Origin of the sequence: Dokdonella sp. (genome assembly GCF_039926425.1) — a bacterium.
Taxonomy (GTDB): domain Bacteria; phylum Pseudomonadota; class Gammaproteobacteria; order Xanthomonadales; family Rhodanobacteraceae; genus Dokdonella_A.
Genome location: NZ_JBDSWZ010000277.1, coordinates 24,970 through 51,271, shown reverse-complemented (window position 1 = coordinate 51,271; position 26,302 = coordinate 24,970). Strand labels below are relative to the sequence as shown.

Genomic DNA, 26,302 nt, shown 5'->3' with positions numbered 1-26,302 from the left:
ACCTGGATGCCGTTGCCAAAGTCCTTGATGATCCGGTTCGCAGCGGCTTCGGCCTTCGCGCGGATCAATTCCACGGCGCGATCAAACTCGATGGTGTACGGATCATCTTCCGGCTGCAGCGATGCGTAGGTCGTGCCGTATTTGACGAACGGACCGAATCGGCCGACGCCGACCGTGATGTCCTCGCCATCGGCGCCGGGCCCGAGATTGCGTGGCAGCTTGAACAGTTCCAGCGCTTCGGGCAGCGAGATCGTGTGCATGCTCTGGCCGGTTCGCAGGGACGCGAATTTCGGCTTGTCCTCGTCCTCCTTGGTACCGATCTGCGCGAACGGCCCGTAGCGGCCAAGGCGCACCTGCACCGGTTTGCCGCTCTTCGGATCCAGCCCGAGTTCGCGCGCGCCGGTCGCCTCGGAGCGGTCGACGGTTTCGTTCTTGTCGTCGACCTGCGCCTTGAACGGTTTCCAGAATTTCTCCAGCAGCGGGACCCAGTCTTCCTCTCCTCGACTGACCGCATCGAGCTCGTCCTCGAGCTTCGCGGTGAAGTCGTAGTCGACGTACTTGGCGAAGTGACCGGCGAGGAACTTGGCCACCGCGCGACCCACGTCGGTCGGCTTGAAGCGACGCGCATCAAGGATCACGTATTCCCGGTTGAGAAGCACCTGGATGATGCTCGCGTACGTCGAGGGACGGCCGATGCCATGTTCCTCGAGCGTTTTGACCAGACTTGCTTCCGAGAAGCGCGGCGGTGGCTCGGTGAAATGCTGGTCGGCCGAGATCTCGCGCAGCGGGACCGCCTCGCCGACCTTCATGGCTGGCAGCTTGCGGCCTTCATCGTCTTCCTCGGCGTTTTTCTGGTCGCGTCCTTCCTCGTACACCGCGAGGAATCCCGGATCGACGACGGTGGTCCCGCTCGCGCGAAACGCGGAATCCGGACCGCAGCCGAAATCCACCGACACGGTGTTGAGCGTGGCGTACTGCATCTGGCTCGCGACGGCGCGCTTCCAGATCAGTTCGTAGAGCTTGCGGTGCTCGTCGCCGAGGAACGCGGCAATGTCTTTCGGACGATGCAGCGCGGAGGTCGGGCGGATGGCTTCGTGCGCTTCCTGCGCGTTCTTCGACTTGTTCTTGTAGGTGTTGGGTTCGGGAGGCAATGCGCGCGCGCCGTAGTCGCGACCGATCACGTCACGCAGTTCGGTGATGGCATCGGCGGACAGCGACACCGCATCGGTACGCATATAGGTGATGAGGCCGACGACACCTTCGTCGCCCAGCGCCACGCCTTCGTACAACTGCTGCGCGATCTTCATCGTGCGGCTGGTGGTGAACCCGAGCTTGCGCGCCGCTTCCTGTTGCAGTGTGGAGGTGGTGAAGGGAGGCGACGGGCGCCGCTTGCGTTCCTTCGACTGCACGTCGGCGACAACGAGTCGGCCGGCCGCCGCCTTCTTCAACGCATCGCGCGCGGCGTGCGCCGTCGTTTCGTCGACGATGTCGAACTGCTCGAATTTCTTTCCATTCAATCGGAGCAGGCGCGCCTTGAATGCCTGATCCGGATGCGCGCAATCGGCCTCGATGGTCCAGTATTCGCGCGCCTTGAAGGCCTCGATCTCTGCCTCGCGCTCGGCGATCATGCGTAGCGCCGGAGACTGGACGCGGCCGGCAGAGAGTCCACGCTGCACCTTGCGCCAGAGCACCGGCGACAGGTTGAAGCCGACCAGATAGTCCAGCGCACGACGCGCCTGCTGCGCATTCACCAGGTCCATCGACAGCTTGCGCGGGTTGGCAACTGCTTCCTTGATCGCCTTCGGCGTGATCTCGGAAAACACCACGCGATGCACAGTGCGGCCTTCCAGCAGCCCGCGCTCTTTCAAAATTTCGGCGATATGCCAGGAAATGGCCTCGCCTTCGCGGTCAAGGTCGGTCGCCAGATAGAGCGAGGTGGCCTGCTTGGCCGCCTTGGCGATCGCTTCAACGTGTTTCTCGTTGCGTTCGATCACCTCATAGTTCATCGCGAAATCGCGATCCGTCGCGACCGCGCCTTCCTTCGGTACCAGATCGCGCACGTGGCCGTAGGACGCCAGAACATGGAAGTCCTTGCCGAGATATTTGTTGATCGTCTTCGCCTTTGCGGGCGATTCGACGATCAGTAGGTTCTTTGCCATTGCTTTCCTTGGCCGTGCCGGTGACGGACGGCTTCTTCGACCAGTGGATCATCCACGGACGCGATCAAATTGATGTGACGGGCACCTGGGGCTCTTTTCAACGGCCGGCTTCTTTTAGTGGAAACACGCCGGGTGGCGGACTGTCAAGCTCGGGATGCCGGGACCGGAGCATCGGCGAAGGGATTTCATTGCCCCGCATATCATTGGTAACTCGTTGATATCTCGTGCGCGAACGCTCACAACCTCGTCTCAGCGGGGCTCGATCCGGCGTGCATAACCACCGCCCGGGGTCGCCACCACGTCGCCTTCGAGTTCGAGCATCAGCAACATCGAGGAAAGCGCCGACACATCCAGACCGGAGCGCCGGGACAGCTGGTCGATGCCAACCGCGTCATGGTCCAGTGCGTCAAACAGGGCGCGGTAATCGGGGTCGTCGATGCGGTTCGAACGCTTCGGGCGTGCCGCTGGTGCCGCGACGCCCTCGGAGGGCGCGAGTCGTTGCTGCACGCTCGCACCCCAGCGCAGCGCCAGCGGTGCAAGTTCTGCAACGACTTCTTCGGCCGACTCGACGAGGCGCGCGCCGTTGCGGATCAGTTCGTGGCAACCGCGCGACAACGGGTGATGGATCGAACCGGGGATCGCGAAGACCTCGCGTCCTGCATCGATCGCGTTGCGTGCGGTAATCAGCGAACCGGACCGCAGACTCGCTTCCACGACGAGGGTGCCGAGACCGAGGCCGGCAATCAGCCGGTTGCGACGCGGGAAGTGGCTGGCTTGCGCGGGTGTGCCGGGCGGGAACTCGCTCACCAATGCTCCGTGCGCGCAGATGCGGGCGGCGAGATCGCGATGCGACGTCGGATACACGCGGTCCGGCCCGGTTCCAAGAACGGCGATGGTCGTCGCGCCGACCGCCAGCGCGGCCTCGTGCGCCGCACCGTCGATCCCTTCCGCGAGCCCGCTGGTGATCGCGAAGCCGGCGCTGGCGAGCGCCCGCGCGAACGCGGTCGCATTGGCCAGCCCGGCATGGCTCGCGTTGCGACTGCCCACCACCGAAATCTGCGGACGCCACAGCGCGGCGGCATCACCGGCGACGAACAGCGCCGCAGGGGCCGATGGGATCTCGGCAAGCAGTTCGGGAAAATCGTCGGCGCGGTCGAACGTCAGCAAGGTGTGGTCGGTTGCTGCGAGCCAGCGCAGATCCTCGTCGATGCGCGTGCGATCCGGCGAGCGCAGCCAGCTGGCGCTCGCGGCGTTCGCCCCGTCATGACCGGCTTGCCGGCGCGCGACACCGACGGCTGCGGGCGCACTGCCGTGGCGCGTGACGAGCTCGCGAATTGCCGCCGGTCCCAGCCCCGGCGCGCGCAGCAGGATCAACCATGCTTCGATCGTGGAGCGATGCGCTTCGATGTCCATCCGGCGACTCTAGCGAGCGCCGGACATGGAAACGGCGCGATGTTGCCATCGCGCCGCGTAGGAAAACGCTGCGAAAACGACTTACGGCGTCGTATCCGGATCGTGCAGGAATGCACCGATATGCACCGGCTTGATCGAGTCCATCACCAGGCCGTAGCTCACCCGGTTGAACGTGCGGAAGATCATCACATGGCCGATGAACTCGGAGGGCAGGACCAGTTTGGAATCATGCGGGTGGAAAAACTTGCGCGCGCTTTCGTCCGGGTAATCGGTGCGATCGGTGATTTCCTCACCAGGCTGATAGATCGAGAAGGTCTGGCCGTTCTCGATGCTGTCCTCCGACCCGCGCGACAATGCGATCACCTGCTTCGATCCCACCGCGTTCAATGCGTCGCTGAACGCGACGACGCGCATGTTGTCCGGCGCCTTGCTCGGCGAATGGGGAACGTACTGGTCGTCGTAGGGCTTGTCCTCGATCGGCAGTACATAGTCCCCGGCGCGCACCTCGAAATCGGAATAAGTGACCAGCGCCGACGAGACATCGCCGCTGCGCGTGACTTCGACCACGCCGAAATCGCGCATCTCGTAGCCGAGGAAGCGCACGTTGCCCTTCAGCGAGAACTCGTTCGGACCGTGGCGCCAGAGCAGCGCGGGACGGCCGTCGCGGGCGTCCTTCTCCTGGCGGAAAACTTCGCGTGGGCTGTTCGCATCTTCGGGCGGCATGTCGTAATAGCGGCCGCTCGGACGCACCAGCGCGAGGCGCTGGCCCGGCTGTGCGCTCAGACCGCGGATATACACGAGCTGGCCGGCCGCGCCACGCAGCTGGTTCTCCTCGATACCCACCACGTGCGGGGCGTTCCGGAAATCGTCTTCACCGACGATGCGGGTGTTCTTCAGCCACTGCTTGAGCGCCGACAACGGAATCGGCGGAATCGCATCGTCGTAGCTGGTGATGCGTGCGTGCGGCCCGATCGACCCGTCGCCATGGCCGAGATGCCGGCCGGAAACGACCAGTTCGTCGCCCGGATAGATGAGATGGGGGTTGCGGACCTTCTGGTTGTCCTGCCACACCTCCGGCCAGAGCCAGGGCTGTTTCAGGAACTTCGCCGAGATGCTCCAGAGCGTATCGCCCTTCTGGACGATGTAGGTGTCCGGGTGGTGATCCGCCCATTGGGCAGTCGCCGCGTACACGGTGAGGGTCAGAAACAGACCGGCGCAAACCGAAAGCAGTTTTTTAAGCATGACGGCCAATCCCCTCATCCCCAAGCAATTTCACCGAGTGTAATGCAAAAGTTAACGGCGGGAAAACGAACTGCGTCGCAAGTGAAGAAGGCCGGTTTATCTTCTGAAGAGCGCAGGGCGGCTCGTCGGCCGGGTCTCGCGCACGGAGTCGTGACCCTCCATGGCTGTGGGGACTCATCCTCCGTTGCAGTCGCCGGCAGGCGATCGTCCACGATTCCCGGCGCCCTCTGACCTTTCAGACGGCAGCGAGAAGAGCGCATCGCGTACAGGCGTGCGACTCGGTAAAATCCCGGCATCGTCCCTTGCAGATCCGATGCGAACCCGCATCTTGCGTGCCATGAGCCAGCTCGAGATCCTCGAATTTCCCGATCCGCGCCTGCGTACGCTGGCGCAACCCGTGACCGTGTTCGATGCGGCACTGAAGACGCTCGTCGCCGACATGTTCGAGACGATGTATGCCGCTCCGGGTGTCGGTCTCGCCGCGACCCAGGTGGACGTGCATCAGCAACTGCTCGTCGCCGACATGTCCGAGAATTCGGACCATCCGCTCGTGTTGATCAACCCGCGCATCCTCGAGAAGGACGGCGAGCAGGTCTACCAGGAAGGGTGTCTGTCATTTCCGGGCATCTTTGCCGATGTCGATCGCGCGCTGCGCATCAAGGTGGCAGCGCACGACGCGGACGGCGGTGAGTTCGTTCTCGATGTCGAAGGCCCGCTTGCGGTGTGCATCCAGCACGAAATGGACCATCTCGTCGGCAAGCTGTTCGTCGACCATCTCTCGTTGCTCAAGCGCACGATGCTTCTCAAGCGCATGGAAAAGAAGCGTCGGCAGAATGCCTGAATCGCGCTCGGCCCGAAGGCTTGAAGCGAACGACTGAAACACGAAGAACACCGGGAGGCCTTCGAGCGCTGCCTGTGGATGCTTTGTTTTCTCCCGCCCTTCGTGTCCTTCGTGTTTCGCGCTTTGTTCTTCACGCCGTCGCCTGGGGAACAGTGCAAGCCCTACAATCGCGCCTGTTTCCCAGTCTGCCGCCCCTTTCATGTCACGACCCCTGCGCGTGGTGTTCGCTGGAACGCCGGACTTCGCCGTGCCCTCTCTCGATGCCTGCCTCGCGAGTGGCGTCGAGGTCGTGGCGGTGTACACGCAGCCTGATCGGCCGGCCGGTCGTGGCCGCAAGCTCGCCGCCAGTCCGGTCAAAGCGGCAGCACTTGCGGCCGGAGTGGTCGTCGAACAACCCGAAACGCTGCGCGACGCGAGTGTCCGCAAGCACCTGCGGGGCCACGCACCGGATCTGATGATCGTCGTGGCGTACGGATTGATCCTGCCGAGGTCGGTCCTCGCCGTTCCACGGCTGGGCTGCTGGAACGTGCATGCGTCGATCCTTCCGCGCTGGCGCGGCGCCGCGCCGATCCAGCGCGCGATCCTTGCGGGCGATTCCGAAACCGGTGTCGCGCTGATGCAGATGGAAGCAGGACTCGACACTGGCCCCGTGCTGCTGGACGTGCGCACGTCGATCGCCCCGGACGAAACGGGAGGTCAACTGCACGATCGTCTCGCGCAGCTCGGCGCGGGTGCGCTGCGCGAAGGACTCGGGTGTGCGATGCGCGGAGAGACACTCCCGCCGCATGCGCAATCCGACGTCGGTGTGACCTACGCGCACAAACTCGACAAGGCCGAGGCGCGCCTCGACTGGCATGAGTCAGCGGCAACGCTGGCGCGCAAGGTTCGGGCGTTCGACCCATGGCCGGTGGCCGACGCTGAAATTGAAGGCGAACGATTGCGCATCTGGTCGGCCGAAGCGGTCGCGGCGGGTGAAGCGGTCGCGGAGCCCGGAAGGATGGTCGCGCGCCACCGCGATGCGATCGATGTTGCGACCGGCGACGGCTTGCTGCGCATCCGCCAGGTGCAACGCGACGGTGGCCGCCCGATGGCCGTGCGCGACTGGCTCAATGCCCGCGATGGGTTGAAACGATGACGAAGCCACCGCAGCGCCGCCCTGCACCTGCCAGCTCCGCAGCGCCCGCACCCGGCGCGCAATTGCGCGTGGAGGCAGCGCGCGCGCTGGCTCGCGTCGTGTCCGAAGGCATATCGCTGCGCAGCGCACTGGGCGACGCCAACAGCCGGGTCGCCGATCCTCGCGACCGCTCGTTGCTTGCCGCGTCGCTGTTTGCGGCGTCACGTTGGTGGCTCCGGTTCGACGCGGCGCTCGATGCGCTCATCGACAAGCCTCTGCCGCCCAAGGCACGCGAGGCGCGCGCACTGCTGATCATCAGCATGGTGCAGATCGCCGTGATCGGACTGCCGGACTACGCGGTGGTTGCAGCGTGCGTCGATGCAATGCGCACCCTCGGCCAGCCGCACTACGCCGGCTTGGCCAACGCGGTACTGCGCCGCTTCCTGCGCGAACGCGAAGCGATCGAGAAAACCCTCGACGCCAGCGAGGTCACCCGCCATGCGCATCCGCGCTGGCTGATCGACGCGATCACGCGCGACTGGCCGGAACAGGCTGACACGATCTTCACGGCCAACAACCATCAGGCGCCTCTCACGCTCCGCGTGAACCGCCGCCGCGTCGAGCGGACGGTCCTGCTCCAACGGCTGTACGACGCAGGCATCGCCGCATCACCCCACGCGGATCTCGCCGACGCGATCGTGCTCGCCGAAAGCACCGACGTCACGCGCCTGCCCGGATACGCCGAAGGACTGTTCTCGGTGCAGGACGGAGCTGCCCAACGGGTCGTGGATCTGCTGGACATCGAGGATGGATTGCGCGTCCTGGACGCATGCGCGGCGCCCGGCGGAAAAGCCGCTCATCTGCTCGAGCGCGCGAACATCGAACTGCTCGCGCTCGACAGTGACGCCGCCCGACTGGATCGCGTGCACGAGAATCTTGCCCGCCTTGGCCTCGATGCCGACGTCGCCGTGGGCGACGCAATGGCTGTCGCCGGATGGTGGGACGGCCGTCCATTCGATCGCATCCTTGTTGACGCGCCCTGTTCGGCCACCGGCATCGTGCGCCGCCAGCCGGACATCAAGCTTCACCGGCGCGCCGCCGACATCGCACCGCTGGTCGCGGGCCAGTCGGCTTTGCTGGCGGCGCTCTGGCCGACCCTCGCGCCACGCGGTCGGCTGGTCTACGCGACCTGTTCGCTCCTGCGTGCGGAAAATGAAGACGTGATCGCGACGTTTCTCGACGCGCACGCGGATGCGCGGGCATTGCCCGTGCCTGCGAATTTCGGTCTTGAAGCCGGTCCGGGCCGGCAGAACCTGCCCGGTGAGAATGGCTGCGACGGCTTCTTCTATGCGGCGCTCGTCAAGGTGCAGGTGAATGAATGAGCGCGAACCGGCTAATCTATGCCGCCACCGGGGATGTGCCTGTCGCGAATCGGCATCGCCGCTGATGCGGTATCGCGCTCGGGTTGCGCAGCCGGCGGAGCCCGATTCCACGATCCCGATGCATCGTCGACCCTCATCGCTGTCCATGCTCATGCTGTCTTGTGCGCTGCTTGCCGGCTGCGGCGTGCTTCTGCAGCAGGCTCCGGGATCCCTGCAAGTGCGTGGCGCGTCGCTGCTCGCAGCGGGCAGACCGGCGCAATTGCATCTGGGCCTTGATTGCCGGCTGAGCGGTCCGATGCAGGACGCGCTCGATCATGGCATTCCGATCACGCTGCGCATCGATCTGCAGGCAGGCCGCTGGCCGCGCGCCCTCGTGTCCACGACGCGCTGGATCGAGCTGCGCTATTTCCCGCTGTCGCGCCGCTACCAGTTGCGTGAAACAGGCAACGACGACGTACGCAGTTTCGCGACACCAGCGCACCTGATCGCCGCGTTGGGATCGTTGCGCATCGACGTGCCGGCCGAGTTCGCGGCATTGCCGGCCACGACACCGTTGACGGTATCCGCACGCATCGATCCCGGCGCGTTGCCCGGCGCCTTGCGCCTGCCTGCGTTGTTCGAACCCGCGTGGCGGCTTGCCGCGAAGGATTTCGCGTGGACGCTCGCGGCGCGCTGAATTTTCTCCTTCGGCGGGCCTTGCCGATGCTGGCGGTCGCGGCGTTGCTGGTTGCGTCGCTGAAGCTTGCCGACGACGTCGCCGGCGACAGTGGCCGCTTCGCTGCCCACTACAAATGGGTGCTCGGAGCAGCGGTCGGCGCACTGGTCGTGCTGGTCGTGACGATCGGCCAGCGCCTGTGGCGGCTGCGCGCGGAACTCAAACGCGCGGCGCCGGGCGCACGGCTCAGCCGTCGTTTGCTGATCGTGCTGATCGCGCTCGCGTTGCCGTCAACCATCGTCGTGTACGGATTCGCGCTGCGCTTCCTCGACGCAACGGTCGACAGCTGGTTCGACGTGCATCTGGAACAAGCGCTCGACGACGCGTTGGAAATCGGCAGGATCGTGGTCGACGAACACCTGCACGCCGCCGAAACGTCGAGTTCGCCGCTGGTGCAGCTCCTGTCGACCGAACCGGACGCTTCCGCGCAGGCGGCGCTCGACGAGGCGATCGATCCATTGGCGGCGATCGAACTGACGGTGTTTGGCGCCGATGGCCGCGTCCTCGCGACCGCAAGTTCGGACCCGCGCTATCTCAATCCGCCGATCCCTGACAGCGCGCTGCTGATGCGCGTTCGTGGCGACGGTCGCTATGCAGCGGCCGAGCCATTCGGCGAAGGGCTTGCGTTGCGCGTGGTGCTGCCGCTCGGCAGGCCCGGAAGCGTCGAAACGCAGGGTCGATTGCTGCAAGGAATCTTTCCGCTGCCTGCCCGCCTGCAACCATTGACGCGTGGCGTGGAGCGCGCGAATTTCGATTTCCAGCGCCTGAAATTCCTGCGCGGTTCGTTCAAGCTCACCTTCGGACTGATCCTCACGTTTGTGCTGCTGTTATCCGTGCTGGTGGTGGTGTTGGCGGCATTCGGCATCGCGCGCAGGCTGGTCGCGCCGGTCGGTCGGCTCGCCGCCGCGACGCGCGCGATCGGTGCCGGACGCTACGACACGCCGCTGCCGACCGCGAGCGACGACGAACTCGGTTTCCTGGTCAGTTCATTCGCGCAGATGACACGCGAACTCGAATTCACGAGCGCACGCGCACAGAAAAGCGCGCGCGAAACCGAACAGCAGCGCGCATGGCTGGAGGCCGTGCTGGAGCGGCTGTCAGCAGGCGTGCTCGGCTTCGATCGCGAGGGCCAGTTGCGGGTTGCGAACCGCGCGGCGGAAGCGATCCTCGACGTGCCGCTGGCGCGCTGGCTCGGCCGCAGCATCGTCGAGCTGAAGCACGAACGCGCCGAACTCGCCGCGTTCGTCGATCCGCTTGCGCGGCATCTGCGCGAGAACCTGCGGGAGTGGCGCGAGGAAGTGGTCCTCGATACCGACGCCGGACCGCGCATGCTGATGCTGCGCGGCACGGCGCTTCCCGACAACGCGGGCTACGTCGCGGTTTTCGACGACCTGACCGTGCTCAACCGGGCGCAGCGCGATGCCGCATGGGGCGAAGTCGCGCGGCGACTTGCACACGAGGTGAAGAATCCGCTGACGCCGATCCAGCTCGCGGCAGAACGCTTGCGCAGGCGCTTTCTCGGCCGTCTCTCGCCGGAGGAAGGCGAGCTGATCGACCGTGCCACCCACACCATCGTCAGCCAGGTCGAGGCGCTCAAGACGATGGTCAACGCGTTCGCCGACTATGCGCGCGCGCCGCAACTGGCGATCCGCGCAATCGCTCTGCATGCATTGCTCGACGAGGTTCTCGATCTCTACGAGAACGATCAGCGGATGAGCCTGACGCGCCACCTGGCGGACGGTGAGCCGCGCGTGCGTGTCGATGCGGTGCGTTTCCGGCAGGCGTTGCACAACCTGATCAAGAATGCTCTGGAGGCAATCGGCGACGCACGCAAACCGCAAATCCGCGTTGCCACACGTCGCTTGCGCGTCGCCGATGAAGACTGGATCGAACTGTCGGTGAACGACAACGGCCCCGGCCTGCCGCCTGAATTCGGGGATCGGTGGTTTGAGCCATACACCACGAGCAAGGCGCGAGGAACCGGACTCGGCCTCGCGGTCGTGAAGAAAATCGTCGAGGAACACGGCGGCAGCGTGCGTGCGGAAAACGATATTCAGGGTGGCGCGACCTTCACATTGCGATTGCCGCTGGATGCATCGTGATGACGAGTCCTGTTTTTTCCGCACAACCACCCAATCGTGCTCTTGAGAGCGGGGAACACGCATGCTGCGCGTCAATCTGATCAGCTGGGACAACGGGGTCGGACTCAGCCGCGATCTGGACTTGCTCGCGGAGGCGCTCGCCGCCGGCGGCGCACACGTCCATTTCACGCGACGCGGCCGTGGCACCTGGCGCAAGCTCGGTCGCCCGCTCAAGGTCTTCGCGCAGACTGCGTGGCAAGCGATCCGCCACCGCGGCCGTGCGCGGTTCGACCTCAACATCATGCTGGAGCATGTGTTTCCAGAATACCTGCGATGGGCGCGCGCAACCGCGTTCATTCCCAATCCGGAGTGGTGCACGCCATCGGATGTTGCCGCACTCGACCGGGTCGCGCTCGTGCTTGCCAAGACGCATGCCGCGGAGCGGTTGTTCGCTGCGCATTCGACCGCCAGTGCGTACATTGGATTCACGAGCCCCGATCGCCTCGATCGTGATGTCGCGCGTCAACGCACGTTCTTCCATCTCGCTGGCCGCAGTGGCAACAAGGGCACGGAGCCACTGCTCGCGTTGTGGCGTGCGCATCCGGAGTGGCCGACCTTGACGGTGGTGCAGAGCCCGCGCACCGCAAAGCCAGGTGCTGCGGCGGCGAACATCCGGCACCGGGTCGACTACGTGGCCGATGGCGAGCTTCGCGCATTGCAGAATGCGCACCGGTTCCACCTGTGTCCGTCGGAAACAGAAGGGTTCGGACACTACCTGGTCGAAGCGATGAGCGTCGGCGCGGTTGCGTTGACGCTCGACGCGGCGCCGATGAACGAATTGGTGCAACCCGATCGGGGTATCCTCGTGCCCGCATCACGTACCGGCACGCAGAATCTCGCGACAACCCATTTCTTTGACGAGCGTGCCATGTCTGCGGCGATCGAGCAGATGATCGGCATGAGCGCGGACGAAGTCGATTTGCGAGGTTGCGCGGCGCGCGCATGGTACGAAACAAACAGCGCGGCCTTTCCGCAGCGACTGCTGGACACGGTCCGACGGTTCGAAACGTAAGCGTGACATCACAAGGACATTCGACCATGCAAAGCGTGCTGGTGACCGGCGGTGCCGGATTCCTCGGATCGCACCTGTGCGACCGGCTGATCCGCGATGGCCACGAGGTCCTGTGCGTCGACAATTTCTTCACCGGCAGCCGGCGCAATGTTGCGGCCCTGCTGAATGAGCCGGGTTTCGAGTTGATGCGCCACGATGTGACGTTTCCGCTGTACGTCGAGACCGAGCGCATCTTCAACCTCGCCTGTCCTGCGTCACCGGTGCACTACCAGTTCGACCCGGTGCAGACCACCAAGACGAGTGTCCACGGCGCGATCAACATGCTCGGGCTCGCGCGACGTGTGAAGGCGCGCATCCTGCAAGCCTCGACCAGCGAGGTGTACGGCGATCCCGACGTACACCCGCAGCCCGAGTCGTATCTCGGCCGGGTCAATCCGATCGGTATTCGAAGCTGCTACGACGAGGGCAAGCGATGCGCCGAGACGCTGTTCTTCGACTATCACCGCCAGCACCATCTCGACATCAAGGTGGTGCGGATCTTCAACACGTACGGCCCGCGCATGCATCCGAACGATGGGCGCGTGGTCAGCAACTTCATCGTGCAGGCGTTGCGTGGCGAGGACATCACGATTTACGGCGACGGCAGCCAGACGCGCAGCTTCTGCTACGTCGACGACCTGATCGAAGCGATGGTGCGGATGATGGACACCGACACCGGCTTCACCGGCCCAGTGAACATCGGCAATCCGTCGGAGTTCAGCATCCGGGAACTCGCGGAAAAGGTGATTGCGATGATTGGTGGTCCGTCAAAGCTCGTGTTCCGTCCGCTTCCATCGGACGACCCACGTCAGCGTCAGCCCGACATCGCGCTCGCGCGCAGTGCGCTCGACTGGGAACCAAAAGTCGCACTCGACGACGGCCTGCGCGAGACGGTCCGTTATTTCCGCGACCTGCTGAAGGCCTGATCCGACGATGTCGACCACCACGTTTGCCGTCGTCGTCACCTGCTACAACTACAGGGCGTATGTCGCCGAGGCTGTTGACAGCGCGCTCGCGCAATCGCGTGCGCCGACCCAGGTGATCGTGGTCGACGACGGCTCGACCGACGGCTCGACCGATCTCCTCCAGCAACGCTATGGCGGCGATGCGCGCGTGACATTGGTGTGCGTGCCGAACGGGGGCCAGCTTTCCGCGTTTCAGCACGGCGTCGCGCGGGCACAGTGCGATGCGATCTGCTTTCTCGATGCCGACGATCGATGGAGCGAGGACTATCTCGCGAAGCTCGGCAAGGTGTTCGACGAACGCGCAGATGTCGATTTCGTGTTCTCCGATATCCGCCTGTTCGGGGACGAGGAACGCGCGCTTGCGTTTGGCGATCGCGCGATGGACGTCGGGTACACCGCGATCAGTACGTACATCCTTGCGCAAAAGTACGGGGCGCCGACGTCGGCACTGTCGATGCGCGCGCGCTGGGCCCGAAGCTCGCTCGATCTCCCGGCAGACCAGTTGCCCGCGTGGCGGATCTGCGCCGACAACTGTCTCGTCTATGGAACCAGTGTTCTCGGCGCGAGCAAGATGTTTCTGCCGACCGGCAGCGTGCACTACCGCACGCACGGGAAGAACGGCTGGTGGGGCACCTACAGCCTGCGAAACCAGTATCACGATCGGTTCCGCACGCGCTGCCTGATCGAACTGTACGCGCGGCGGATCGGGCTCACCGCGCTGTGCATCGAGGATGCGCATCTCGAATTCCGCACCAAGGTGAATCCGTCGTGGCGCGAGTGCAAGCGCTACGCGGGTCTCGTCATGCAGCGTCGCACCGAGCGCTTCAACCGACTGGAACGTGCCTGGAAGATTCTCGTGGGCGGCTGGCGCGAGCGTGGCCGCGCGCCGATCGAGCACAAGTCGCCGCCCTGAGGGATGCAGCCGCAGGTTCAGATCCGCTGCCCGCGCTTCAACAGCCACAGCATGATGAATTTCTGGCGCACGTAGTTGGCTTCGACAGACGCGTAGACCAATCCCCTCCAGCCGTCCAGAAAGCCGCCGCGCACGATGTAGCCGCGAACGAATCGCCAGCCCGGATGGACGATCATTTGCAGCAGGCGGGCGCGTCGACCGCGCGCGTGCTGATGTTCAGCCATCAGGCGTGCGTAACGTTGCAGTCGTGCGAGCTGGTCGGCGAGCGAACGATAGGCATGGTGGTCGAGATCACCGGCAAGCGTTGCGACTGCGCCGTCGACACTGGCGTGCTCGTGGATCTCGCGGTCACCACGCCAGCCGCCGCGACGGCGGTCGAACAGGCGCAGCACCCGGTCCGGGTAGGCGTTGCCGTGGCGCAACGGCGCGCCGAAATACTCGGTGAGCCGCGCGAACCGATAGCCGGCGAATCCGGCGAATCCGCCGAGACACGCGTGCTCGATGGAGGCCCGCAACGTGGAGGTGACGCGCTCGTCCGCATCGAGGCAGAGCACCCAGTCGTTGCGCGCTGCGCCGACCGCGAAATGCTTCTGTGCGCGATAGCCCTCGAATGGGTGATCGATCACCTTCGCGCCCCTGGCCAACGCGCGCTCGCGCGTGCCGTCGGTGGATCCGGAGTCGACCACGATCACCTCGTCGCAAAACGAGAGCGAATCGATGCACGCCTCGATGCGATCCGCTTCGTTGAGCGTGATCACGCAGGCCGACAGGGGCAGTCGTTGGGACGAAACGGACATGGCGCGTGCGGTCGGACCGGGCACCTAGGGTAACGGAGCAGCGAAGCGCGGGCACGCGGGATGACCGTGTCGCAAGCGCTCCGCGGACCGCTCGTTCAAATGACGATGACGCCCCTTCGGCCGCCTTGTCGCACGCGCGTGGCCGCGCTGCGCTATTCTCGCTGTCTCTTTTTTGCAACGGACAGCGGGCCGATGACAGCGGGCGCACGCGTGCTGGTGGTCGATGACGAGCCGGATATCCGGCAGACCGTAAAGGACATCCTCGAAGACGAGGGTTACATCGTCGACGTCGCGGCGTCTGCGGCGCAGGCGCGCGAGGCGCGTCGCAGCCAGCGTCCCGATGCGGTCCTGCTCGACATCTGGATGCCCGACTTCGACGGCATCAGCCTGCTGCGTGAATGGAGCGAGCGCGGCGGTCTGCCGTGTCCGGTCATCATGATCAGCGGTCACGGCACGGTCGAGACCGCGGTCGAGGCGACCCGGCTTGGTGCCTGGGATTTCATCGAGAAACCGATCTCGCTGGCGAAGCTGCTGCTGGTGGTCGGCCACGCACTCGAGGCCGGCCGATTGAAGCGCGAGAACGACGGCTTGCGTCGGCAATTGCCTGCGCCGGCCGAGCTGGTCGGCGCGGGAAAGGCGATGCAGCTATTGCGTGCGCAACTGGACAAGATCGCCGCACACGACACGGGCGTGCTGGTGCAGGGCGAGCCCGGCACGGGCAAGGAAACACTGGCGCGCGCTCTGCACGAGAGAAGCGCGCGTCGTTCGGGGCCGTTCATCACCGTGGCGGCGGGGGCCATCGGCCGCGAGCACGCCGCGATCGCGCTGTTCGGCGTCGAGGATGCAAACGGCACACAGCCCGGCCTGATCGAGCAGGCGAATGGCGGCACCTTGTTTCTCGATGAAGTCGCCGATCTCGATCCGGAGCTGCAACTGCGCTTGTCGAGCGTGATCGAGCGTCGCGCGCTGATCCGCTGTGGCGGGCACGAACCGATTCCGATCGATGTTCGCGTGGTCGCTGCCAGTTCGCAGGATCTCGATGCGCTGGTTGCCGCCGCGCGCTTTCGCGAGGAACTCTACTACCAGCTCAAGGTGGTGCCGCTCGGCGTACCGCCGCTGCGCGATCGGGGCGACGACATCCCCGATCTGCTGCGCTATCACGCGGACTGGTTCGCGACGCGCGACAGTCTGCCGTACCGCAATTTCCCGGTCGCAGTGCAGAACCGCCTGCGCCATTACGCATGGCCGGGCAACCTGCGTGAATTGCGCAACCTGGTGCAGCGCCTGCTGGTGCTCGGCAATGCGGTTGATGTGGGGCTGGACGAAGTGGAGTCCGCGCTCGGCAGCGCGGTGACAGCGCCGTCGGCGGCGATCGCCCTCGGTGCGCCCGGCATCGATTTTTCGTTGCCGCTGCGCGAAGCGCGCGAGCAGTTTGAACGCACGTATCTGCTGCATCAGCTCGATGTTGCCGGTGGCAGCGTCGGCAAGCTCGCAAAAGCGGTCGGGATGGAGCGCACGCATCTGTATCGCAAGCTCAAGGACCTCGATATCGATCCGCGTGCGACAGGGCACATTGTCTCTGCAAAGTGACGCGTCGCGCGGCTGCTCCCCGACTGTCCAAATAATTGATTGCCAACATGTTCAGCGCCCTCTGCATCGGGCTCGGCGGAACTTCCTGGAGGGATGCGGGTCACATGGGCTAGCTTCATTGATCACTCCCTTGGGCGTCGCCCCCGCAACGGGCGGCGCATTTTTTTGTCTGCGTTCCAGGATCGGGGGATGGGTCATCAGACGTAAAGGCGGCTGCGCAATCGTCCGAAGCGCGCGATGATGCGCTCATGAATCCGGACTTCATCGCACGCTTGCGCGCGCAGTTGGGCGGCCCGCGAGACGGCGCCCTGCTGCGCTTTTCGCTCGGCAACGCTTTGCTGTGCCAAGGCGATGCAATCGGCGCGGCCACTGCATTCCGGGAAGCGGTGGCCTTCGATGCGGACTATTCCGCCGCGTGGAAGATGCTTGGCCGCGCGCTGGCCGATTACGGAGACCACGACGGTGCGGTGACAACATTCGAGCGTGGTATCGTGATTGCCCGTGCGCGGGGCGATGAGCAGGCGGCCAACGAAATGACCGTCTTCCTGCGTCGATTGCGCAAACCCGCAGCTCCGTAGCTCGGCGCCGTGTCGATGCGTCCCTGGATGGTGGTCGTTCTTCTGCTGTCGCTGGCCGGCGGCGTGAAGTGGTGGATCCATCGGCCGATCGTCCGCCCGGCCGGAATGCTGGTCGAGTCCGAACCGCGGCAGACGGAGCCGGTCGATCGCAGCGTGCTGCATCACGGCGACTACGCACTCACACCCCTCGCCGACTACGACATCGAAGCGCTCGTGCTGTCGCGTGAGGACTACAGCATGGACGCGGGGAGCGCGCTCGCGCCGACCGATCTGGCCGTTGGATGGCAGCGCATGTCGGACAGCGCGGTGATCGAGGGGCTCGACATCTCGCAGTCCGCACGATTCTTCACGTACCGATGGTCGAACCAACCGCCGATTCCGCCGACCGAGATCGCGCGTTCGGCGTCGAACATGCATCTGATTCCGGCAAACGACTCGGTGGCTCGCGATCTCGCGCGCGTACGCGTCGGCAATGTCGTGCACATGACCGGAGAGCTCGTCGAAGCCCGTGGCAGCGACGGCTGGACCTGGCGCAGTTCGCTGCGACGGGACGACACCGGCGGTGGCGCGTGCGAGCTGATGCGCGTCGAGTCGATCGAGAGGCGCTAGCCGTCCGCGTGGACCTTCACGCTGGGATAGCGCTTGTAGGTCCACTGGTACTGGGTGAAGGCCATCTGCACGCACGCCTCGACCCCGCGGTTCAACGCGGCGCAGGCGACGTCGACATCTGCGTCGTCGATCCCCGCCGGAGCGGGAACGAAATGCAGCCGATATCCTGCGCCGTGTGGCAGGCGCTCCATGAAGCTGAAAAGAACCGTTGCACCGGTGCGCGCCGCGAGGCGAGGCAGCAGCACCATGGTCGGTGCGGAAACTCCAAAGAACGGTGCCGGAATGCCTTCGCCACCGCGTGGCTGCTGATCCGGAAGAATCCCGACCACGCCGCCGGCAGCGAGCCGCTTGTACAGCGTGCGGACGCCGGCGCCTTCGGCGCGCACCTGTTCGACGGGCAGCGCACCGCGCGCCCTCAGCAGCAGCGGTTCGATGAATCCATGCCGGGGCGCGCGGTAGAGAATGGCCAGCGGCGTTTGCGCGGCCAGCCAGTAGTTGAGCAGTTCCCAGCAACCAAGGTGTGGTGCTGCAACGATCAGGCCGCGTCCGCGATCCAGTGCTGCCTTGAACAGCGCCTGCCCACGCACCTCCCGGACCAGTTCCAGCGCCGATCGGGGAGAGTTGCCCCAGATTTTCGCGATCTCGGTCAGGGCGCGTCCCGTTTCCGCGAGGACATCGCGGGCAATCCGATGTCGGGTTTCGGCGCTTTCTTGCGTTAATACGAGAGAGAGGTTGCGTTCGGTGATGCGCCGCGCGCGGCCGCCGGTGATCCACAGGACGCGGCCGATGACGGAGCCAAGTGCATGCAGCACGCGCAACGGCAGCCGGCCAGCGAGGCGCAGGCTGGCGTGCAGTGCGGCGACGGGCCAGGAAAGGGCAGGAGGACTCATGACAAAGGTCGCTTCATGAAAGGACACGGCGGCGCGGCGGATGCGATTGTAAAGGCAGCAATCGAGTCGGCCGGCGTATTGACCGCAGCGCGCTGCGACGGCGACGATGCGCGCCCGTGCAGCGGAGGCTTCGATGATTGCCCTGATCCAGCGCGTGACATCCGCGCGCGTCGAGGTCGATGCCGCGTCGGTTGGCGCGATCGGGCCGGGCCTTCTGGCCTTGGTCGCAGTGCAGCCCGACGACGGCGAGACGCAGGTACGCCGCCTGCTGGAGCGGATCGTCGGGTATCGCGTGTTCGGCGATGTCGACGGCAAAATGAATCGGTCGCTGACGGATGTCGGCGGTGGGTTGTTGCTGGTGTCCCAGTTCACGCTGGCCGCCGACACGCAGTCGGGCATGCGGCCGGGATTCTCGACCGCCGCCGCCCCGGCCGATGCGGAGCGCTGGTTTTCGCGCCTGGTCGAGCTTGCGCGCGAGCGTCACCCGGGGGTGGAAACAGGGCGGTTTGGCGCCCATATGAGGGTCCATCTGGTCAATGACGGGCCGGTGACGTTCCGGTTGGAAGTGCGTTGAGGGCTTGCCGCGAGGGTGCGGCCTGCCCGCTGGACGACATGCGTGCCGTCAGAAGGGGCATCCGGGAAGGGTGACCCCAAGTTCAAGCGTGGGGTGGTCGCCTGGATGCACGGCCAGACCCTTGACGCGACTCCTATACTCCTTTTCCTTTGCCGTACAGCACACCCGGAAACCAAATGGCCGCACAAACCAACGAGGCGCAGCAGTCCGAGATCAAGACCCTGATCATCAAGGGCAAGGAGCAGGGCTACCTCACCTACGCCGAAGTCAACGATCACCTGCCCGACGACATCGTCGATCCGGAGCAGATCGAAGACATCATCGGCATGATCAACGACATGGGTATCGAGGTGCACGAAGTTGCGCCGGATACCGAGACGATGCTGCCCGAGACGCCGGTCGCGACAGACGACGACACCGCGACCGAGGAAGCAGTCGCCGTCCTCAGCGCCGTCGATGCCGAAGTCGGCCGAACCACCGACCCGGTGCGCATGTACATGCGCGAGATGGGGACGGTCGAACTGCTGACGCGCGAGGGCGAGATCGCCATCGCCAAGCGCATCGAGGAAGGTCTCAACCAGGTGCAGGCCGCGCTCGCGAGCTTCCCGTGGTCGATCCAGCTGCTGGTCGAGGAATACGACCAGCACACGGAAGGCAAGAAGCGCCTCTCCGAAGTGCTCGCCGGCTTCGCTGACCTCGAGGTACCGGAAGCCGTCGTTGCCGAGCCCGTGGTCGACAGTGAGGCCGAGGCCGAGGAAGAAGACGACACCGCCGCCGCCGCTGGTGGAGACGAAGAAGAAGCAAGTCCCGGCGATACCGGCATCGACCTGGTCGAAGTCGCGCGCCGCATGGACGAGCTGCGCCAGATGTACGCGAAGTTCCAGAAAACCGCCGACAAGCACGGCAGCGCCGACAAGAAATCGCAGAAGCTGCGCGACGAGATGGCCGAGTTGTTCCTCAAGCTCAAGCTGCCGGCGATCATGATCGACAGTTTCGTGCGCAAGCTGCGCGAAGTGGTCAACAACATCCGCCATCACGAGCGGATGGTGGCCGATCTGTGCATCAAGCAGTCGCGCATGCCGCGCAAGGATTTCCTCAAGCTGTTTCCGTCCAACGAGACGAATGTCGAGTGGGCGGACGAACTCGCGCGCAAGCGGCAGAAGTGGTCGCCGGCCATCAAGACGCACCGCGACGCGATCGTGGGCGAGCAGGAAAAGCTGATCGCAATCGAAGGCGGCCTCTATCTCGCGGTTGCCGAGATCAAGGAAATCAACCGTGCGATGTCGATCGGCGAAGCGAAGGCGCGCCGGGCGAAGAAGGAGATGGTCGAGGCGAACCTGCGCCTGGTCATCTCGATCGCCAAGAAGTACACCAACCGCGGCCTGCAGTTCCTCGACCTCATCCAGGAAGGAAACATCGGCCTGATGAAGGCGGTCGACAAGTTCGAATACCGCCGCGGCTACAAGTTCTCGACCTATGCCACGTGGTGGATTCGCCAGGCGATCACGCGTTCCATTGCCGACCAGGCGCGCACGATCCGCATCCCCGTGCACATGATCGAGACGATCAACAAGCTCAACCGCATCAGTCGCCAGATGCTGCAGGAAATGGGTCGTGAGCCAACGCCTGACGAGCTCGCCATCAAGATGGAAATGCCGGAGGACAAGATCCGCAAGGTGTTGAAGATCGCCAAAGAGCCGATCTCGATGGAAACGCCGATCGGCGACGACGAAGATTCGCACCTTGGCGACTTCATCGAAGATGCAGCGATCGTCTCGCCGGTGGATTCGTCGACCAACATCGGCCTGATGGAAACGGTGCGCGACGTGCTCGCCGGTCTGACGCCACGCGAGGCGAAGGTGCTGCGCATGCGCTTCGGCATCGACATGAACACCGATCACACGCTGGAAGAAGTCGGCAAGCAGTTCGACGTGACGCGCGAGCGGATCCGCCAGATCGAAGCGAAGGCGCTGCGCAAGCTGCGTCATCCGAGCCGGTCGGAGCAGCTGCGCTCGTTCCTCGATCTCGAATAAGACAATACGTCCGGTGGAACACAAAAAGGGTGGCCACGAGGCCGCCCTTTTTGCTGTCGGCGCGTCGGGGCGCGCTCAGCCGACGTCGTAGAAGAACTGCTCGCGGACGATCTTTCCGTTCTTGACGTGATACACGCCGATCTCCTGCATGTCGACGCGGCCGCGCTGCTTGAATGTCACATCCATCGTCATCGTGACGGAAAACCAGTTGCCGACGAAAATCGGGTCGCCAACGCTGCCGCCGTGCACCGTTTCGATCGTCTCGTTGAATTGGCGTGACTTTTCGCGGATCGCAGCGAGGCCCGTCGTCGTCGTCGGCATGCCGGGCGGCAGGCCGTCCATTTCGATGTTGACGGCGTCGTCGGCGTAGAGCTCGTCATGCGCCTGCCCGCCCTTTCCGTCACGGCACAGTTCTGCGAGGCGTTTCGCAATCGACTCGGTATTCATGGCGCTCTCCTTTCGTTTGGAACGGCAATGGTGCGCCACCGCTGCTGACAGCATCGTGGCAGTAGCCAGCGAACGGCTGGCGGCAAGCTGGCGGCTCGCCTATCATCGCCGAACGGGCCTATAGCTCAATTGGTTAGAGCAGGGGACTCATCGAAATGGTGCCGCCGCGCAGGAATGTGCGGACGGGATCGGGATGAATTCAGGGAAACCTCAGCGGCACGCGTTGCGTGGCCGGTGGCAACCCTGAGCCAAGCCGGCGGTACACCGCCGGACGGTGCAGAGACTACCTGAGGGCTCCAGCGCCCTTGATCACAGGCTAGAGCGTCCCGCGCCCCACCAGCGAAAGCTGCGGGTGAAGAGATAGTCCGCGCCGGTCGGAAACGATCCGGAATACGCGAATCCCTTGGTTCCAGGTTCGAGTCCTGGTGGGCCCACCAACTCGGTCGTGCCGCGCTTCGCAACCGCCGGCCTACCCGATTGCTCCGTGACGCTGGTCAGGCGCTGGCCACGGTCGCGTCCGTCGGTGTGCGACGCCAACCCGCGACATTTGATATCATGATGGGCTGACAGCCGCGTCGAGGTCGCGCCCGCGGCTTCTTTTCGCGCAATGCCGGACGACGCTGCGCCGGTTTCACAGCCGGTTCGCTGCAGGAAACCGCGCCCGAAATGGCGAGCGATCCGGATCCAACCGTATTCCCGGTACCACCACTTGAGAGACACAGCATGGCTAGGCAGAAAGAGCTCAAGCTCTATCGCAACATCGGCATCATTGCGCACATCGACGCGGGCAAGACCACGACGACCGAGCGCGTGCTGTACTACACGGGGCGCAAGCACCAGATCGTCGACGTGCACGACACGAAAGACGGCAAGGGTTCGACCACGACCGATTATCTCGAGCAGGAACGCAAGCGCGGCATCACGATCCAGAGCGCGGCGGTCTCGACCGAGTGGAAGGGCTACCAGGTCAACGTCATCGACACGCCGGGACACGTCGACTTCACGATTGAAGTGAACCGTTCGTTGCGTGTGCTCGACGGCGCCGTGGTGGTGTTCGACGGCGTCGCGGGCGTGGAGCCGCAGACCGAAACGAACTGGCGCCTGGCTGACCAGTACAACGTGCCGCGTCTGTGCTACATCAACAAGATGGACCGCATCGGCGCGAATTTCGCCCATTGCGTGAAGGGCATCCGCGAGCGCCTCGGCGCCAACGCGTTGCTGTGCCAGATCCCGCTTGGCAGCCACGACGAATTCTGCGGCATGGCAGACCTGGTCGCCGGCGTCGGCTACATCTGGGCGTCGGACGACAAGGACAGCACGTGGGAAACGGTGCCGCTCGCGGATCTGCGCGCGCGCCTCAAGTTCGAGTCGACGGTCGACAATGACTGGATCGATCAGCTGCCTCAGCTGCGACAGGACCTGCTCGAGAGCGCGCTCGCGCTCGACGACGACGCCTTCGAGCGTCTGCTGGAAACCGGCGAATTCGACCCGGTCGTGCTCAAGCGGTGCATCCGCCAAGGCTCGGTCGGCGGAACGCTGGTGCCGGTCTTCTGCGGCTCGTCGTATCGCAACAAGGGTGTGCAGCAGCTGCTCGACGGCGTCATCGACTACATGCCGTTTCCGGGCGAGAACGGCGGCATCTCGATGGTTGACGAGGACGGCAAGATCATCGGTGAGCAGGAAGTGCGCGATGACGCGCCGGCCCGCGCGCTCGCATTCAAGGTGATCAACGACCAGTTCGGCACGCTCACGTTCGCGCGCATCTATTCGGGCGTGATCAAGAAGGGTGACACGTTGCTCAACGTCACGCGCGGCAAGAAAGAACGCGTCGGACGCATCGTCGAAGTGCAGGCGAACGCGACCAAGGACATCGACGAAGTGCGCGCCGGCGACATCTGCGCATTCGTCTCGATGAAGGAAACGGAAACCGGTGACTCGCTCTCCGATCCGGCCCATCCCGCTCTGCTCGAGCGCATGCGCTTTCCGGATCCGGTCATCAGCGTGTCGGTCGAGCCGAAGACGCGCAACGACATCGACAAGATGTCGACCGCGCTCTACAAGATGGTCAAGGCTGATCCGTCGCTGCGCCTCGAAGTGGACAAGGAAACCGGCCAGACCGTGCTCAAGGGCATGGGCGAGCTGCATCTGGAAGTGACCATCGACCGCATGCGCACCGAGCTCGGTGTCGAGGCGAACATGGGCAAGCCCAAGGTCAGCTTCCGTGAGGCGTTCGGCACCCGCGTCGACCACACCTACACGCACAAGAAGCAGTCCGGCGGTTCGGGTCAGTTCGCCGAAGTGAAGATGATCTTCGAGCCGGGCGAGCAGGGGACGGGCGTGGTGTTCGTCGACGAAATCGTCGGCGGCCGCATCCCGCGCGAGTTCATCCCGTCGGTGGAATTCGCGATCAAGAGCGAATCGCGCCAGGGCCAGATCGCCGGCTACGAAGTGGTCGACTTCAAGGCGCGTCTGATCGACGGCAAGTACCACGACGTCGACTCGTCCGCGCTCGCGTTCGAAATCGCCGGCAAGCAGATGTTCCGCGAGGCGCATCGGATGAGCAAGCCGAAGCTGCTCGAGCCGTCGATGCGCATCGAGGTGGTCACCGAAGCGGAATTCCTCGGTGATGTCATTGGCGACATGAACCGCCGTCGCGGCACCGTCAGCGACCAGGGGCAAAAGGGTCTGCAGGCATTCGTGCAGGGCTTCGTTCCGCTGGCCGAAATGTTCGGCTACATCAACTTCCTGCGATCGGCAACACGCGGCCGCGGCAACTTCACGATGGAATTCGACCATTACGACGAAGTGCCGGCGAACCTCGTGGACAAGCTGATGGAGAAGGAAGCGAAGTAAGCCGCAAGGTCCTCCGCTTTCCAACGAAAAAGGCGCCGGCGACGGCGCCTTTTTCGTTGCGCTGTCGCAACGGCGAGGGATCGGGAGGCGGTCGCGCCGCCGCGCTCGATCGCCTGCAACAATCGCCGCCATAATGCGTCTTTCAACCGATGGATCCGACGATGCATGTTTTGCGGAGAGTGAAGATCGCGTTGTGCGCCGCTGTTGTCTTCGTCAGCGCGTGCGCCACCGCGCCGCAACCGTCGGGATCGCGAGCGACGACATCGATCAACGTGCCACTGATCCATCACCCGGATGGCGAAACGCCCGCGTGGTGGTTTCTCAATGGCGCAGCGGCCGCCCACACAAACGCACCGGTGCGAGCGCACGCGAAGAACGTCATCGTTTTCCTCGGGGACGGCATGAGCATCCCGACGATCGCCGCGGCACGCATTCTTGACGGTCAGAGAAAGGGGCAGTCGGGCGAGGAGAATCGCCTCAGTTTCGAGAATTTTCCGGCGACCGCGCTCAGCAGGACCTACGAGACGGATTTCCAGACCGCCGACTCGGCCGGAACAATGACCGCGATCATGAGCGGCGTGAAGACACGGGCCGGCGTGATCGGTGTCGACCAGACCGGCGCGCGCGGCAACTGCGAAGCGAGCCGGGGCCACGAAGTTGTGAGCGCGCTCGAACTTGCCGCGGCGGCCGGCCAGGCGACCGGCGTGGTGACGACGGCGCGCATCACGCATGCGACACCTGCGGCGACCTACGGCCACCTGCCCGAGCGCAACTGGGAGTTCGACACGGAGATTCCGCCAAAGGAGCACGCGGACGGTTGCATCGATTTTGCGCGCCAGCTGGTCGAGTTCGGCATCGGCGGCGGCATCGACGTCGCGCTGGGTGGTGGCCGCACCGAGTTCATGACGGCCAACCAGACCGATCCGGAGTACGCAGGTCATCCCGGCAAACGGCTCGATGGACGCGACCTCATTTCCGAATGGCAGCGCCAACCCGGCTCGGCCTATGTGTGGAATGCGAAGCAGCTCGCGGCGATCGATCCGTCGCGCATGCAGCATGTGCTGGGCCTGTTCGAACCGGAACACATGAAGTACGAAGTCGAACGTCCGAACGATCCCGCGGGCGAGCCCAGTCTGTCGGAGATGACGCGCGCTGCGTTGTCGGTGCTGCAGAAAAATCCGAAGGGGTATTTCCTGATGGTCGAAGGCGGCCGAATCGACCATGGCCATCACGCCGGCAACGCGTACCGCGCACTGACCGAGACCATCGAATTCGCGAACGCGGTGCAGGTCGCCAACGAGATGTCGTCGGCCGACGACACCCTGATCCTGGTCACTGCCGACCACAGTCACACGATGACGTTCGCAGGGTACGCCGCGCGCGGCAACCCGATTCTCGGCAAGATGCGCGGGTCGAGTGGCGAAGGCGCGCCGAGCACGGATCTCGCGCGCGACGCGACCGGACTCAGCTACACGACGCTCGGCTATGCCAATGGCCCGGGCTACGCGGGTGCGAGCGACCGTCAGCCCGAAGGCGCGAAGCGCTATCCGCACAATCCGACCGCCTACTCGCGCGCCGAGCACGGACGGCCAAACCTCGAAAAGGTGGACACCGAGGCGCCGGACTATGAGCAGGAAGCCATGCTGCCCCTGTCATCGGAAACCCACGGCGGCGACGACGTGGCGGTCTTTGCTCGCGGTCCCGGTTCCGCCGCAGTGCACGGATCGATGGAGGAAAACGCGCTGTTCCACGTGATTGCGCAAAGCGACGACGCGATCCGTGCGCAGCTCTGTGCAATCGGTGCATGCGACGTGCAGGGTGTTCCGGTGAATCTTCCCGTTCGCGCGAAGTTGCTCGAAAGAGCCGCGGCACCGAACCGCTAGCGCCCGGGATGTAGCGAATGCAGGTCAATCTCTGCAGGAGCGGCTTCAGCCGCGATGCTTGTTCTTGGGCAAAGCATCGCGGCTGAATCCACTCCAACATCGCGTTTTTTGA

At 64.6% G+C, this 26,302-nt stretch carries 22 protein-coding genes; 15 read left to right on the top strand and 7 right to left on the bottom strand.

Annotated elements, in window-relative coordinates:
• The 3 genes from ABIV12_RS15885 to ABIV12_RS15875 all read right to left on the bottom strand — a co-directional run.
• Positions 1-2,159 (bottom strand): DNA topoisomerase I (locus ABIV12_RS15885; protein WP_348061102.1); only part of this gene is annotated, 2,159 nt, incomplete at its 3' end.
• A 249-nt stretch (positions 2,160-2,408) separates the two neighbouring features.
• Positions 2,409-3,572 carry a DNA-processing protein DprA gene (gene dprA, locus ABIV12_RS15880; protein ID WP_348061100.1) on the bottom strand — a complete coding sequence of 388 codons (1,164 nt, stop codon included), beginning with the start codon at positions 3,570-3,572 and terminating at the stop codon, positions 2,409-2,411.
• Between the two features lie 81 nt (positions 3,573-3,653).
• Entirely contained in the window at positions 3,654-4,814 is a 1,161-nt protein-coding gene (locus tag ABIV12_RS15875; protein WP_348061098.1) for a LysM domain-containing protein, read from the bottom strand.
• A gap of 337 nt (positions 4,815-5,151) precedes the next feature.
• Between ABIV12_RS15875 and def the strand changes: the two genes are divergently transcribed.
• The 8 genes from def (at position 5,152) to ABIV12_RS15835 (ending at position 13,936) form a co-directional block, all read left to right on the top strand.
• Positions 5,152-5,655, top strand: a complete 504-nt coding sequence (gene def, locus ABIV12_RS15870; protein ID WP_348061108.1) for a peptide deformylase — start codon at positions 5,152-5,154, stop codon at positions 5,653-5,655.
• A 199-nt stretch (positions 5,656-5,854) separates the two neighbouring features.
• On the top strand, positions 5,855-6,790 hold the full coding sequence (fmt, locus tag ABIV12_RS15865; RefSeq protein WP_348061096.1) for a methionyl-tRNA formyltransferase: 936 nt from the start codon (positions 5,855-5,857) through the stop codon (positions 6,788-6,790).
• The gene (gene rsmB, locus ABIV12_RS15860; RefSeq protein ID WP_348061094.1) at positions 6,787-8,151 is read left to right on the top strand and encodes a 16S rRNA (cytosine(967)-C(5))-methyltransferase RsmB; all 1,365 of its coding nucleotides are present in this window, start codon (positions 6,787-6,789) and stop codon (positions 8,149-8,151) included. The genes fmt and rsmB overlap by 4 nt, the downstream gene beginning before the upstream one ends.
• 145 nt (positions 8,152-8,296) lie before the next feature.
• Positions 8,297-8,827, top strand: a complete 531-nt coding sequence (locus ABIV12_RS15855; RefSeq protein ID WP_348061092.1) for a DUF4390 domain-containing protein — start codon at positions 8,297-8,299, stop codon at positions 8,825-8,827.
• Positions 8,806-10,968 (top strand): ATP-binding protein, encoded by a 2,163-nt coding sequence (locus tag ABIV12_RS15850; protein ID WP_348061090.1) that lies wholly within the window; start codon positions 8,806-8,808, stop codon positions 10,966-10,968. The genes ABIV12_RS15855 and ABIV12_RS15850 overlap by 22 nt, the downstream gene beginning before the upstream one ends.
• A 61-nt stretch (positions 10,969-11,029) precedes the next feature.
• Positions 11,030-12,019, top strand: a complete 990-nt coding sequence (locus ABIV12_RS15845; RefSeq protein ID WP_348061088.1) for a glycosyltransferase — start codon at positions 11,030-11,032, stop codon at positions 12,017-12,019.
• Between the two features lie 26 nt (positions 12,020-12,045).
• A complete protein-coding gene (locus tag ABIV12_RS15840) occupies positions 12,046-12,984 on the top strand; it encodes a UDP-glucuronic acid decarboxylase family protein (RefSeq protein WP_348061086.1) in 939 nt (312 codons plus the stop codon).
• A gap of 7 nt (positions 12,985-12,991) precedes the next feature.
• Complete coding sequence (locus ABIV12_RS15835) at positions 12,992-13,936, top strand: glycosyltransferase family 2 protein (RefSeq protein ID WP_348061084.1); 945 nt, start codon at positions 12,992-12,994, stop codon at positions 13,934-13,936.
• Between the two features lie 17 nt (positions 13,937-13,953).
• On the opposite strand, the gene ABIV12_RS15830 is transcribed toward ABIV12_RS15835, so the two are convergent.
• Positions 13,954-14,733, bottom strand: a complete 780-nt coding sequence (locus tag ABIV12_RS15830) for a glycosyltransferase family 2 protein (protein ID WP_348061082.1) — start codon at positions 14,731-14,733, stop codon at positions 13,954-13,956.
• Positions 14,734-14,925: 192 nt separating this feature from the next.
• Between ABIV12_RS15830 and ABIV12_RS15825 the strand changes: the two genes are divergently transcribed.
• The 3 genes from ABIV12_RS15825 (at position 14,926) to ABIV12_RS15815 (ending at position 17,510) form a co-directional block, all read left to right on the top strand.
• Complete coding sequence (locus ABIV12_RS15825) at positions 14,926-16,323, top strand: sigma-54 dependent transcriptional regulator (protein WP_348061080.1); 1,398 nt, start codon at positions 14,926-14,928, stop codon at positions 16,321-16,323.
• Between the two features lie 248 nt (positions 16,324-16,571).
• Entirely contained in the window at positions 16,572-16,901 is a 330-nt protein-coding gene (locus ABIV12_RS15820) for a hypothetical protein (RefSeq protein WP_348061078.1), read from the top strand.
• A 15-nt stretch (positions 16,902-16,916) separates the two neighbouring features.
• The gene (locus ABIV12_RS15815; protein WP_348061106.1) at positions 16,917-17,510 is read left to right on the top strand and encodes a hypothetical protein; all 594 of its coding nucleotides are present in this window, start codon (positions 16,917-16,919) and stop codon (positions 17,508-17,510) included.
• Here the strand turns inward: ABIV12_RS15815 and ABIV12_RS15810 are convergent.
• Complete coding sequence (locus ABIV12_RS15810; protein WP_348061076.1) at positions 17,507-18,400, bottom strand: lipid A biosynthesis acyltransferase; 894 nt, start codon at positions 18,398-18,400, stop codon at positions 17,507-17,509. The genes ABIV12_RS15815 and ABIV12_RS15810 overlap by 4 nt on opposite strands.
• Positions 18,401-18,533: 133 nt before the next feature.
• Here ABIV12_RS15810 and dtd point away from each other — a divergent pair, with 133 nt between their 5' ends.
• Entirely contained in the window at positions 18,534-18,974 is a 441-nt protein-coding gene (gene dtd / locus ABIV12_RS15805) for a D-aminoacyl-tRNA deacylase (RefSeq protein WP_348061074.1), read from the top strand.
• A 176-nt stretch (positions 18,975-19,150) separates the two neighbouring features.
• Entirely contained in the window at positions 19,151-21,007 is a 1,857-nt protein-coding gene (rpoD, locus tag ABIV12_RS15800; protein ID WP_348061072.1) for an RNA polymerase sigma factor RpoD, read from the top strand.
• Positions 21,008-21,082: 75 nt separating this feature from the next.
• On the opposite strand, the gene ABIV12_RS15795 is transcribed toward rpoD, so the two are convergent.
• Entirely contained in the window at positions 21,083-21,454 is a 372-nt protein-coding gene (locus ABIV12_RS15795) for a nuclear transport factor 2 family protein (protein WP_348061070.1), read from the bottom strand.
• Positions 21,455-21,763: 309 nt separating this feature from the next.
• Positions 21,764-21,991: a hypothetical protein gene (locus ABIV12_RS15790; RefSeq protein WP_348061068.1), complete on the bottom strand. Its 228-nt coding sequence runs from the start codon at positions 21,989-21,991 to the stop codon at positions 21,764-21,766.
• Between the two features lie 186 nt (positions 21,992-22,177).
• Between ABIV12_RS15790 and fusA the strand changes: the two genes are divergently transcribed.
• Both fusA and ABIV12_RS15780 read left to right on the top strand, forming a co-directional pair.
• Positions 22,178-24,307 (top strand): elongation factor G, encoded by a 2,130-nt coding sequence (fusA, locus tag ABIV12_RS15785; protein ID WP_348061066.1) that lies wholly within the window; start codon positions 22,178-22,180, stop codon positions 24,305-24,307.
• 161 nt (positions 24,308-24,468) lie between these two features.
• The gene (locus tag ABIV12_RS15780; protein ID WP_348061064.1) at positions 24,469-26,190 is read left to right on the top strand and encodes an alkaline phosphatase; all 1,722 of its coding nucleotides are present in this window, start codon (positions 24,469-24,471) and stop codon (positions 26,188-26,190) included.
• Positions 26,191-26,302: the final 112 nt, after the last annotated feature.